Consider the following 12,971-nt stretch of genomic DNA (forward strand, 5'->3'; position numbering starts at 1 on the left):
ATGAAAAAACTAACTATCCTTTTTGCCGCCATGCTGCTAATACAATTCGTAGATGCTCAATCACTTACGAAGGCAGAAAGAAAATCTGCTGTCAAGTACCTTCAATGGTCATCTAAAGAGTTGTATAAAAGCCTAAAAAGCCTTAGTACGGCTCAACTCAATTTTCACGAATCGGACCGATGGTCTCCTCAAGAGTGTCTCTACCATATCGCTTTCTCTGAAGGCGCTTTGCGGGGCGCTTTGGACGGAGCTCTTAATGCACCGGCTGATCCCTCCTCCAGGGCTGAGCTCCAGGCAACGGATGATCAGATCAAAGCCATGATCACCAACCGCACCACTAAAGTCAAAACAGCTCCTCCATTTGAACCTCAAAATACAGGATACAAATCTTACGATGAGGCTTTGAGCGCCTACAAAGCAAAAAGGGCAATGTTGATCGATTTTGTCAAAACGACCAAATCCGATCTGCGCAACCATGTAGTTACCTTGCCTCTTGGCAAAATGGATGCATATCAGTTTGTATTGTTTATTTCGGGTCATACCAATAGACATACCCAACAACTCAATGAAGTCAAAATGGCTTCAGGATACCCCAAAGGCTGATTTTTTTGAACAGAATATAGACCAAAGACTCTCAGGTGTCAATCACTTGATGAGTCTTTTGTTTTAATATGGATTAAGATAGGGATAGGATTCAAAATAATATTGTTTCATTTCTGGATTTGGCCCGAAAGAACAATAAATGATCCTGTGTATTTTTAAATTCGTATTATTAATTAAAATAATCAAATGAAAAATATTTGTTTTTTATTGAGTACCCTGCTGACCTGGTCTGTAGCTGGTCAATCCTTGTCACCTTTGGGTCAGTTTGAGCACCATCAGGATGTAGGCAATCCCAAAAAAGCAGGATCAGCTACTTACAATGCCGATGATCAGACCTATACCCTTACGGGAGCCGGTATCAATATGTGGACCAAAATAGATCAGTTTCATTTTCTTTGGAAAAAAATCAAAGGTGATTTTACTATCAGCGCTACCATCCGGTTTGTCGGCAAAGGTGCTGCACTGCACCGCAAGATCGGGATCATAGCACGGGACGAACTCACCACTAACTCCAGGTACGCAGATGCCTGTGTGCATGGGGATATACTGACCTCCCTGCAATACCGTGCTACCGATACCAGCGTCACAGATCAAGTCACTTTATTATCCTATCACCCTACGGATATAGAGTTTTCCCGAAGTGGTAACGTATTTACTTTTTCAGCAGCTACAAAAGGAGAAAACTACAAAGCAGTCACCAAAGAAATGGTGTTAAATGATGAGGTATATGCAGGATTGTTTATCTGCTCTCACCTAGAAGATGTGGCCGAGACCGCGATCTTCAGCAATGTCCGCATCACCATACCACCTTCGCCCGGTTACAGACCTTACAGGGATTATATCGGCAGCAATCTTGAAATCATGGATGTGGCTACCGGTCATCGAAAAATTATTTATACCATTCCATCATCTATACAAGCTCCCAACTGGACTAAGGATGGAAAGTCACTGATCTATAATAGTTCTGCTGGTGTGTTGTATAAATATAATCTGGCAGATGGTAAAATAGCAGAATTCAATACCGGTACGATTAAAAGCAATAATAATGATCATGTGATGTCGTTCGATGGCACTAAACTGGCCATCAGCAATCATGTGGGTGAAAAAAGAATCTCTACTTTATTTACGCTCCCCATCACAGGATCAGATACTCCCGTGCAGATTACTTCTCCTGATTCCGGTCATTCGTATCTGCACAGCTGGAGCCTGGATGGGAAAAAACTCATCTTTACCGGCCAGCGAAATAAACAATACGATATATACTCCATCGATATCGCCACAAAAAAGGAGACCCAACTGACGAATCAACCCACCCTGGATGATGGTCCCGAACTCAGTCCCAATGGTCAATGGATATACTTCAATTCAGTACGGACCGGTAGTATGAAGATTTGGCGCATGAAGCCGGATGGCAGCAGGCAAGAACAAGTCACATTTGATGAATACAATGACTGGTTTCCTCATTTTTCTCCAGATGGCAAGCAGATCGTATTTATCTCCTTTCCCAAAGAGATCGATCCTACACAACATCCATTTTACCAAAAAGTCTACTTACGCCTGATGCCGGCGAGTGGAGGCATACCGAAGACGATAGCTTATATCTATGGAGGTCAGGGCACCATCAATGTGCCGAGTTGGTCACCGGATAGCAAGCGACTGGCGTTTGTGAGTAATACTAAAATGTAAGCTTAGAATTCAAAAGGGATTAAAGCCTGGAGTAATGGTATAATTTTTTTATACCGAAAACTACTTTACTTATACATCCACCTTTGCATATTTAGCATTGGCTTCTATAAACTGTCTTCGGGGCTCTACCTCAGATCCCATCAACATTGAAAATGTTCTGTCAGCAGCAGCAGCATCGTCAATATCCACTTTTTTAATCATACGCTGAGCAGGGTCCATCGTTGTATTCCAAAGCTGATCCGCATTCATCTCTCCAAGACCTTTGTATCGTTGGATTTTTACATTGGCTTCATTGCCACCTTTGGCAAATAATTCAACAGCATTTTTGCGATCTTCCTCGGTCCAGCAATATTGTTGTTGTTTACCTCTGGAGATGAGGTACAATGGAGGCGCGGCGATATAGATATAACCATGTTCAATCAATGACCTCATATAGCGGAAAAAGAAAGTCAATATCAAAGTGACTATATGACTACCATCAATGTCGGCGTCGCACATAATCACCACCTTATGAAATCGGAGTTTGTCCAGGTTGAGTTTTCTTTCGCCATCTATCTCTTCAATACGCACCCCCAATACATTAAAGATGTTTTTTATTTCCTCACTTTCATAAATTTTATGTTCAAATGCTTTTTCAACATTGAGGATTTTGCCTTTGAGGGGTAGAACAGCCTGGAAGTTTCTATCCCGCCCGGTTTTGGCGGTACCTCCTGCACTCTCTCCTTCAACCAGGAAGACTTCGCACTCATCAGGCCTCCTGCTGGAGCAGTCTGCAAACTTGTCTGGGACCGAAATAGCACTGATACCTTTCTTGCCAATAATCAGCTCCCTGGCAGCTCTTGCAGCCTCGCGCGCACGCGCGGCCAGTACCACTTTCTCCATGATGCGCTTTGCATCATTGGGATTCATCTCAAGATAGTGCTTGAGAATGTCTCCGACAGAATGAGATACAATCGTGGTGACTTCACTATTTCCGAGTTCTCCTTTTGTTTGTCCTTTAAACTGTGGATCTGGTATTTTCACTGAGATCACTGCAGTCAAGCCTTCTCGAAAATCTTCCCCGGCTACTTTAAATTTTAATTTGGAGAAATAACCATTGGATTCCCCATATTCAGTAAAGACTTTGCTTAGTGCCATACGAAGGCCTCTCAGGTGGGTACCGCCTTCTCTGGTATTGATATTATTGACAAAGCTGTAAATATTTTCAGTATAGCCATCATTATATTGAAGGGCCACATCCACTTCGATATTTTCCTCTTTGCCTTTGACCACAATGGGTGCTTCTATCAGCGGAGTACGGCCTGCGTCCAGGTAGGTAACAAACTCAGCAAGTCCGCCTACTGATAGATAATCTTCTCTGACGGGCTGGCCATCGTCATCCAACTCTCTTTCATCTATGAGGGAGATCTTCAATCCTGGATTGAGAAAAGATAATTCATGAATTCTATTGGAAAGAGTCTCTCTTTTATACTCAAGCACTTCAAAGATGGTATGATCAGGTTTGAAGGTGATGGTCGTACCAGTTTTATCCGAATCACCTACTACTTTGATCTCAGATAAAGGTTTACCTATGGAATACTCCTGGGTCCATACTTTGCCATCGCGGTGTACCTCTGCTTTGAGATACTCACTCAAGGCATTGACACAAGATACTCCTACACCGTGCAGACCGCCTGATACTTTATAAGTGTCTTTGTCAAATTTTCCACCGGCGTGTAACACTGTCAATACGACTTCCAGGGCAGATTTTTTTAATTGCTCGTGATATCCGGTAGGAATGCCTCGTCCATTATCACTGACGGTAATCGAATTGTCAGGGTGGATGATGGTAGTGATCTGGGTGCAATATCCGGCCAAGTGTTCGTCAATAGAATTGTCGATCACCTCCCACACCAGGTGATGCAATCCCTTGGCATCGGTAGAGCCAATATACATCCCGGGGCGCAATCTGACAGCCTCCAGACCTTCTAGAGCGTGTATGTTTTTTGCGGTATATTCACCTGATTTTTGTGTCATGCTATCTTTTAGTATAAATCGACTGCAAATGTACGAATTTATCGTCAGAATCCATAGTTTAATTCATAGAAATTTGGGCAGATATCTTTTACAAAAGTTAGTTATACATCGATTTATATATTAATATTTGTCATATATAATGAGCTACTCAAAATCATATCTTTATAATAAAACCAGCCTGGATCTAGTGGCAAAAGCTTTACTGATCAACCATCCTGAAAAAAGAAAATGGGCCTTGATCGGTGAGATGGGTAGTGGCAAAACAACTTTGATCAAAGCGATGATCGGCATTCTTGGGTCTTTGGATCATGGCTCAAGCCCTACTTTCTCCATCGTCAATCAATATCATTCTGAGATTAATGGTACAATCTTTCACATGGATCTCTACCGTTTAAAAAGTGTCCAAGAGGCCTTTAATGCCGGGATTATGGAAATACTGGAGACGGATAACGATTATTGTTTTGTAGAATGGCCTGAGCTGATCTATGATTGGATAGATGAAAGCTGGATAAGGCTAAAGATTGAAAAGTTAAATGAAGAGACCAGGATGCTTGTAGTTCAATAAAAATACTTCTTTATCTACTACTCATCGTCATTTAAAAAAAGTACTGGCACCGGGCTATCAATTATGCTTTTGGGTGTAGGACTCGACTCGAAAATATGCTCTAAGAATCCTCTTTTACGCCTGAGCACGCATACAAGGCCAATATCATCATCCTCGCCCAACACTTTGTTGATACCTTCGGTAAAAGTATCTGCCAATAGTTCTGTGTGAGTATGCGGTATTTCTTCAAATATCAAATCGGTGGAATAGGCTATTGGTCCAGTCTGGGCTCCGGTGAGATGTACAGAAGATATAGCAGCATCGCAAGCTCTGGCCAGATCTAATAAAGGATTGATGACATCGAAAAGGTTTTTATGCAGCTTTCTATACATAAAGAGGATCTTCCGGGTATCCCTTATTTTGTAGAGATGAGGTACTGCGATTACCGGGACAGATCCAAATTTGATCAAGCTTCCAGCTATCTTACCTAGAAAGTACTTTTCTTCATTGTCCTCCCCTTGAGCGCCTATAACCACCAAATCCGCATGATTTACGTTGGCTTGGCGAGAAATCACACTATAAGGTTCCCCTTTGACTATTTTAGACAAGATCTTGACATTCGATTTTTTCTTGTAAGGTTCTAAGAAGGTTCCCAATCGTTCTATAGCATCATCCTGAAGTACTTGATTGACTGATCGAAGGCCAACCATTTTCTCCATAAAATCTATTACGTTTAACACTAAAAGACTGGTACTTCCAAGCTTATCAGCAAGCATGATGGCAAAGTCCATAGTTTCTTTTGTAGAAGGACTAAAGTCTATCGGGACAAGTATTTTTTTCACAAATTGAGGTGTATATCCAAATGTAATCAAATGTACGGGATAACTGTTAAATTTTTTTTGAACTCAATATAAAAAAGCCCCAGGTGGATCGATCCACCCGGGGCTATACCTTAAACCCAAATTGAGCATTAGAAATTCTAGGGCTCAATTGACGATTGAAATTCAAAGGTTTATAAGGAATTTATTATGAATGAGCCTTTGAATTTCAATGTCAGGGGTTAACCTCTGACGGAGGGCAAATAGCGCAAATGCGTTATTTGGATTAAACTATATGGAAATAAAATGATGTTGTTATAGACTTTCGCCGTGTTGAGACAGATCCAGACCCATCTCCTCTTCTTCTGCGGTGACCCTCAATGGTGATATCCTGTTGACCACTCTTAATAAGATCCAGGTGCCAAAGAAAGCAAATGCAGACACGATCACAAGCGCCAGAAGATGAAGCAGAAATAATTTGGTTTCGCCGAAATACAGACCATTGCCGGTAGTATTGCCTGGATTGATCGCCTGGCTGGCAAAAACGCCTGTAAGAACCATTCCTACCATACCTCCAACACCGTGACAAGGGAACACATCCAAAGTATCGTCGATACTGGTGCGAGATCTCCACTCTACCACCATATTGCTGACCAAAGCAGCTACAATACCGATGATCAATGAATGGGGAATACTAACGAAGCCGGCGGCCGGGGTGATCGCCACCAAACCAACTACCGCGCCAATACAAGCACCCATCGCAGAGGGTTTTCTGCCTCTGACGGCATCAAATATTACCCAGGTAAAAGCAGCTGCTGCAGACGCCGTGGTGGTCGTAGCCAATGCCGCTACTGCCAACGAATTAGCCGATAAAGCTGATCCGGCATTAAATCCTAGCCAACCAAACCAAAGCAACGCAGTACCTAAGATGACATAGGTAATCCGTGCAGGAACCAATCCACCTGTAGATCTGCTCTTGAAGAATAGTGCGGAGGCAAAGGCAGCCCATCCAGCACTCATATGCACCACTGTACCCCCTGCAAAGTCCAGCACACCCAGTTTAAAGAAAAAACCATCCGGGTGCCAGGTCATATGGGCCAGTGGAGAATAAATGATCAGGGACCACAATACTATGAACAAAATGTATGAAGTAAACTTAATCCTCTCCGCAAAGGCTCCGGTGATCAAAGCAGGAGTGATAATAGCAAACTTAAGTTGGAAAAAAGCAAACAACATCAATGGAATGGTCGGTGCAAGGCTCCAGGGCTTTGCTCCTATACCATCTCCCATCATAAAGAAAGTGGAAGGATTGCCTATGATCCCACCAATGCTATCTCCGAAAGCCAGGCTAAATCCGACGACTACCCAGATAATGGTGATGACCGCCATCGAGATAAAACTTTGAGCCATAGTAGAAATCACATTTTTCTTTCTCACCATCCCGCCATAAAAAAAGGCTAGGCCAGGGGTCATGAACAAGACCAGGGCCGTGGCAGTAATCATCCAGGCGATATCACCTGCATTTAATTCTTCTCCTGTGTAGATCGCGGTAGGGATACCGGGATGTACAAGGCTTAGGATAACCAGGATCATTAAGATCGAAAAGGGTATCAGGGCTAGTTTGCGACTCATTGACATAATTTGATTCTTTATTTTTGTTGGGTCAAATCTATATCAGCATACGACGAATCAAAATCAAAATTCTAGACCAGCTTGTAATTTTCAATAAGGCCCAAATCAGGTTTAATTTTAGCTAAAATGAATAAAAAACTGATCGTTTGGCGAAAAATAGGTTTAAAATTAAGTCAAAAAGTGGTTAAAATGTTAGATTCAACCAATGTTAGGTTTCTATAGTCTCACGATTTTTGCTTGTTAAAAAGCGTTTTTACAGATCAGTCGGGTTAAAATCTTGTCCAGGATCAGCGCCTTCTCTATACGCTCGTTTGGTTTTTACCCGCTGTTTCTGCCGATCTATGATCAATATAGCCAACGCATGAGCTACAGAAGTGCCCTGCAGCAATGCCAGTTCTATTTTGTGCTCTTCCACATCAAGTCGATAGAGGTAACTCCACAATAAATCGGGTTGTGTGTCCAATAATTCAGTTACCCGTGATTCGACCAGTTTGATAAGGGTAGCTTCGTCCAGATAAGGTCGTTCGTTTTGTAAGTTTGCAAACCAATATTCAAGGCTGTTATTATCCATCATGGAGTATAAAATCTAGTAAGGATTCAAGGACGGTCCTGTCGTTTTTTAATCGGGGTACTTTGTGTTGGCCCCCCAATCTTCCTTGCACCTTCATCCATCTGTAGAAAGTGCCTTTTGGTGCTTCATGAATAATCAACCTCGATAAAGCAATATTTTTGGTGCGTTTCGCCTCATAATCAGAATTGACTGCCTGTAGTGCTAAATCCAAAGATTCAGCAAATGCTTCTAGATGTTCAGGACTTTTGTCAAACTCGATGATCCATTCATGAGCGCCTTTGCCATGATCCATATATTTAGGACCGACGGTAAAATCGGTAGCCTGACAATCATGTTGGGCACAAGCTTTACTTACTGCCTGTTCTGCATTTTCGATGACCACTTCTTCGCCAAAAGCATTAATGTATTGAGTAGATCGACCGACGATTTTGATAGTGACCGGATCCGTATTGAGGCATTCTATAACATCGCCGGTATCATATCGCCATAGTCCACAAGTATTGGTGATGATCAGTTGATAAGCTACTTTCGTTTTCAGACCTTCAACGGGTACTACATGATCGCTGTGTAATTCTTTAAACTCATAGAAAACGGCATTGTTCATCAACAAGAGCATACCGCCTTCGTTAGACTTTAATTGCGAAGCAAAATACCCTTCGGAAGCATTATAGACCTCCTGGTAGATGAATTGACTGGAGGGAATCAGTTGTTGGAACAATGGCTTGGCAGGTGCAAAATTTACTCCGCCATGAATATACAATTTGAGTTGTGGCCACACTTCGAGCAAATCCTGTTTGCCAGTCTCAGCGATTATATTTCTAAACAATACTATCAGCCAGGTAGGTACACCCGCAAACATGACAAGGGGCTCACGCAGTATTTGTTTGGTTGTTTCTCTCAGTTTATACTCCCAATCTGGCGCAGTAGCTATGTCTAACGAAGGGGTAAACACTTGTTTGGCATACCAGGGCATATTATTCAAGAGCAAGGCGCTGATATCGCCACTAATCACTCCTGGATAAGCTGACAAATTTTCTATCGAACCGCCGATGACCATGTTTTTACCGTCAAAAATGCCAAGCTGGGGGTATTGCTGGTATAATATGGATAAAGTATCGCTGGCACCCTGGATATGATTGAGCTCAAGATATTCGCGGGTCACAGGGATATACTTGCTTTTACCACTGGTAGTACCCGACGATTTTGAGAACATGTCGACGAGGCCGGGCCAAAGCACATGCTCTTCTTTTTTACGCATCCGCTCGATCCAGGGGAAAAACTCAGCATAGGTGCGGATAGGCACCTGACGGGTAAATGAATCGTAGTCTTTGACTTTTTCAAAACCGTGTTTGGCCCCAAACTCTGTAAAACATCCTTTGTATACTATATCTAGCAGCAGCTCATTTTGATACCTCACGGGTTCACGCATCCACCCTTCGACCTGGCGAAATCGATTTCGGAATACGCGGCTAAGAAAAAACTCCAACATAAGCTTACTGTGAAAATAGACCTCAATATCTGAAAAAATCAGGACCTTATAGTATGTCTTAAAGTATTGATCTGATTAGTATACTCTAAATGAGTGTCCGTTTTTTGAGATCGTTCGAGCCATTTCATAAGGTATCGATGCAATATCTCTGCAAACAGTGGCCTGGTCAAGCGCTCGATATCAAGCTTGATGCTGTAAAAGTTCTTATTGTAAATCGTCCCTACCCTGGTATCAAGAAATACTGATTGTTCTATGAGGTGGCCTACCTCATCCCCAGGAGGCTGTGGCAGTGACATATAAAAGCTGATTTTTGGCAGCACCCTGTAGCTGGGCTTGTTCGAAGGATGCATTATTGAAAATTATTTTTTCTTCCTGACTCAAAAAGCACAGAAGACAAAGAAGAAATGAATACAAAAAACAAAGCCCAAGGGCATCGCATAGGGGTGATCAGCTGCGTTGAATCTTTAACTTAAATTGTTCCATCTCCATCGTGTCCACATTTTTAGCTTTGGCCTGTTCGATGACTTCGTCCAATAATTTACTGGCTTTATCCACTTTATTGTTTAAGGCATACAGGCGGGCCAGAGTGTAGGATTGATTGAGATCTGTGGATGAAACTACTTTAGATAATAGTTGCTCCCCCAGGGACAGCAGTTTGGTATCTGATGCGAATTTGTCCTCAATCGATAAAGCCAGAGTATGCATGAGAGAAGCGTCTTTCTCAACCGAGGCAGGTAGTTTTTTCATCGCCTTCAACAAACCATCGGCATCTTGCATCGCTGAGTAGTAAGTCAGATTGCTTTCAAAATTAAATTTATCCGATTCTACGGGCAGCAGGGTTTGTATTTTTTCTTGAGATGCTGTCAATAAATCGACCACCTTATATTCAATAGCTTTCTGGACAGTCTTGTTACAAGCGGCGATTATTTTGGATTGAAAACCATCAGCTCCAACCAGGCTGATCATCTTGTCTTTGTTTTTTAAGAACAGATCAAATACCCTGGAGTCGCTCTCCACAGTCGCTTCGTAAATGAATTTGAGATTTTCAGGAGTAGTCAGGTCTTTTTGACCATTGAGATATTCATTGGCTATTTTCAAACTGGATTTACCAGACTGGTTAAGTGACCGCACATAATTATATACCGTAGCAAAATCTCGTTTGCCACTATCATACTCCTTGGCATATAGGGCTGTCTTATCGTTTTTCTTTAATGCGACCTTGCCTGCACTGATAAATTTTTCAGGATCCATATATCCGATGACTTTGTGCACCAACTTGCCCTCTCCATCGATGTAGAGTAAAGTAGGATAGGCATTTACACTGTATTTGCCAGCCAGCATGAGCCCGTCACCTTTCTCCATGTCTATTTTTACATTGATAAAATTGGGATTGTAGAATTCGCCAACTTCTTTTTGAGGGAAGGTAGAGGCCGACATCTTTTTGCAAGGACCACACCAGGAGGTGAAAGCATCCAAAAAAATCAATTTGCCGGATTCTTTTGAATGAGCAAGCGCCTCAGCCCAGGTGCCATGATGAAACTCCATGCCTTCTGCACCAACATTACTGAGGACCACACTAAAAACTAAAATCGTCAACATGTACTTCATAATCAAAATATTGAGTGTACAAAAGTAAGGGAACTATGGGGGATTTGGTGAATAAAAAAATTGGAAGACGAGGCCCCATTTTTTAAGTTTTTTGCACCAAGGTTATTTGTTTTATTTTGCCAGTCCATGCGATCTTTTTTACCCAGCTTAATCTCCATTCCCATAGAGTTGGTGGATATCGCAGTGGGGATTTGGTTAGACAAACGATGGGTCCATAAAAAGTTGATCCAGCTCCAGCGGGAACATCCTCTAAGCCTTGAACCAGCCACTATCCAAAAAATAGAAGGGAGGCATGCTATTTTTTATAATATCATCTATAAATCGTTTTTAGGATTGTATGACCGGACACCGGGTGATGAAGAAAAAATGCAACTTCTGTATTTTGTCATTTGTGTCACTTTGGGGGATAATTTTTTTGATTCCAATACCTATTCCAGGGAGCAATTGTATCAGCTGGCATTTTATCCTGAGGCGTATCCTTCCGTCAATGAAGTAGAAAGATTTTTTATCAAATACAGCATACTACTGAACCAATATGCGGCCTCCAAACCAGGATATCAACATATAATACGAGAGCTGTACCAATCACAAGTAGACAGTCTTCGACAATTAGACCCAACTATCCCCGGGGAGACCCTGGCCGAAATCACCTATCGCAAAGGTGGTTATTCGATCCTGGTCAGCAGATTTTACCTGGATCTCTTAGAAAATAAAACCGAAGAACTATGCTGGTATCAAATGGGGGCCTTGATTCAACTGGGCAATGATATCTATGATGTATACAAAGATCTGCACGAAGGCATTCATACACTCCCCAACCGGATGCAAAAAGTGAAAGAGATAGAAAACGAACTGTCTGCACGAATGCAGGAGTTTAAAGCATCTGTCCGATCGCTGGCAGTGAGTGACCGTAAGAAAAAAAAATTGCTCCGCCGTACTGCCATCATTTATGCGCTGAGTTTTACGGCTCTGGATCAATACAAGATCCTGGAGAATAAATTTGGAGACCTGCCTGATTTAAAAACTTTGCCACGCTCCGCGCTCATTATAGATATGGAACTGTGGCGCAATAGATGGACCTTGATGAAATATGTGATCTCATTAAGTCGCCTCGAATGATCAGATGCAGTGTACAGATTACCCTTTATGAATAATTCCTTTCATTTGATTGGTGATCAACTTATCGACGACCCGATCTGGCAATAGGGTAAGTATTTGAATATACCATTTTTTTGCAACTACTATCTGGCGGGCTTTAGGTTTTGATTTGACTATCGTTTCATGGATGAGTTTAGCTACCTCGGAGGCCGGAATAGAGACTTTTGCGCAAACTCAATGAATTTATTTTTATGCTGGAATAGGTCGTGATAAATAGTGCCTTCAAAGGTATTGTCATCGTATTTGGCTTTTTGATAAGCCTGACTTTTGGTAGGCCCGGGTTCAATAGCCACGACATCTATGCCAAAATCCATTAATTCTCTGCGTAGAGAGATTGTCATGGCTTCGATGGCATGTTTGGAAGCTGCATAAGGACCGTAAAAAGGTCGGGCAATCCTCCCACTGACGCTACTAATATTAATCATTTTGCCGGGTTTGTCTGTCTGCGATTTGACAGCACCAAGTAAAGGTAAAAATGCCTGGATCACATTGAGGGTTCCTATGACATTAACTTCTTGCTGTTCTCTGAATTTATCAATAGAAATGTGTTGTAGGGGACCGGAGATAGCGATCCCAGAATTATTGACTACAGCACGCAAATATTGGCTGCCAAGCATCCGACGAACTTTATCAGCTGCCTGGTCCACTGCCGCCCGATCCCGAATATCAAAAATTAATGCTGTAAACCCCGGGCCCATTTCTTGTTCAAGCGCTGCTGCTTCGTTTGACTTGCGAACCGAACCAAATATATGGTAGCCAAGTGCTTTGAGGTATTTGGCAGTCTCCAGGCCTATGCCTGTAGATACACCGGTGATGAGTACTGAATCCATAGGTTGAAATTACAAA

At 42.2% G+C, this 12,971-nt stretch carries 12 protein-coding genes; 4 read left to right on the forward strand and 8 right to left on the reverse strand.

The annotated features are described in order from the left end of the window. Together IPJ09_16035 and IPJ09_16040 are read left to right on the forward strand one after the other, a co-directional pair. Positions 1-603 carry a DinB family protein gene (locus tag IPJ09_16035; GenBank protein MBK7372916.1) on the forward strand — a complete coding sequence of 201 codons (603 nt, stop codon included), beginning with the start codon at positions 1-3 and terminating at the stop codon, positions 601-603. Positions 604-789: 186 nt separating this feature from the next. Next, entirely contained in the window at positions 790-2,289 is a 1,500-nt protein-coding gene (locus IPJ09_16040; protein ID MBK7372917.1) for a PD40 domain-containing protein, read from the forward strand. A gap of 69 nt (positions 2,290-2,358) precedes the next feature. Here the strand turns inward: IPJ09_16040 and gyrB are convergent, their stop codons facing one another. After that, a complete protein-coding gene (gene gyrB, locus IPJ09_16045) occupies positions 2,359-4,305 on the reverse strand; it encodes a DNA topoisomerase (ATP-hydrolyzing) subunit B (protein ID MBK7372918.1) in 1,947 nt (648 codons plus the stop codon). Between the two features lie 139 nt (positions 4,306-4,444). On the opposite strand from gyrB, the gene tsaE reads away from it, so the two are divergent. Continuing rightward, a complete protein-coding gene (tsaE, locus tag IPJ09_16050; protein MBK7372919.1) occupies positions 4,445-4,870 on the forward strand; it encodes a tRNA (adenosine(37)-N6)-threonylcarbamoyltransferase complex ATPase subunit type 1 TsaE in 426 nt (141 codons plus the stop codon). 17 nt (positions 4,871-4,887) lie between these two features. Here the strand turns inward: tsaE and IPJ09_16055 are convergent, their stop codons facing one another. The 6 genes from IPJ09_16055 to IPJ09_16080 all read right to left on the reverse strand — a co-directional run bounded on the left by IPJ09_16055 (position 4,888) and on the right by IPJ09_16080 (position 10,967). Then, positions 4,888-5,691, reverse strand: a complete 804-nt coding sequence (locus IPJ09_16055; protein ID MBK7372920.1) for a universal stress protein — start codon at positions 5,689-5,691, stop codon at positions 4,888-4,890. A 291-nt stretch (positions 5,692-5,982) separates the two neighbouring features. Further along, positions 5,983-7,299 carry an ammonium transporter gene (locus IPJ09_16060; protein ID MBK7372921.1) on the reverse strand — a complete coding sequence of 439 codons (1,317 nt, stop codon included), beginning with the start codon at positions 7,297-7,299 and terminating at the stop codon, positions 5,983-5,985. A 253-nt stretch (positions 7,300-7,552) separates the two neighbouring features. Beyond that, on the reverse strand, positions 7,553-7,873 hold the full coding sequence (locus IPJ09_16065; GenBank protein MBK7372922.1) for a hypothetical protein: 321 nt from the start codon (positions 7,871-7,873) through the stop codon (positions 7,553-7,555). Continuing rightward, positions 7,863-9,359, reverse strand: coding sequence for a GH3 auxin-responsive promoter family protein (locus IPJ09_16070; protein MBK7372923.1), 1,497 nt, complete (start codon positions 9,357-9,359; stop codon positions 7,863-7,865). The genes IPJ09_16065 and IPJ09_16070 overlap by 11 nt, the downstream gene beginning before the upstream one ends. Before the next feature lie 38 nt (positions 9,360-9,397). Next, on the reverse strand, positions 9,398-9,709 hold the full coding sequence (locus IPJ09_16075) for a hypothetical protein (GenBank protein ID MBK7372924.1): 312 nt from the start codon (positions 9,707-9,709) through the stop codon (positions 9,398-9,400). Between the two features lie 97 nt (positions 9,710-9,806). Beyond that, a complete protein-coding gene (locus IPJ09_16080; protein MBK7372925.1) occupies positions 9,807-10,967 on the reverse strand; it encodes a thioredoxin fold domain-containing protein in 1,161 nt (386 codons plus the stop codon). Between the two features lie 126 nt (positions 10,968-11,093). Between IPJ09_16080 and IPJ09_16085 the strand changes: the two genes are divergently transcribed. Further along, positions 11,094-12,086 carry a hypothetical protein gene (locus IPJ09_16085; GenBank protein ID MBK7372926.1) on the forward strand — a complete coding sequence of 331 codons (993 nt, stop codon included), beginning with the start codon at positions 11,094-11,096 and terminating at the stop codon, positions 12,084-12,086. 176 nt (positions 12,087-12,262) lie between these two features. Here the strand turns inward: IPJ09_16085 and IPJ09_16090 are convergent, their stop codons facing one another. Then, positions 12,263-12,955 (reverse strand): SDR family NAD(P)-dependent oxidoreductase, encoded by a 693-nt coding sequence (locus IPJ09_16090; protein ID MBK7372927.1) that lies wholly within the window; start codon positions 12,953-12,955, stop codon positions 12,263-12,265. Positions 12,956-12,971: the final 16 nt, after the last annotated feature.

It is taken from the genome of Saprospiraceae bacterium, from assembly GCA_016709995.1.
Classification (GTDB): domain Bacteria; phylum Bacteroidota; class Bacteroidia; order Chitinophagales; family Saprospiraceae; genus JADJLQ01.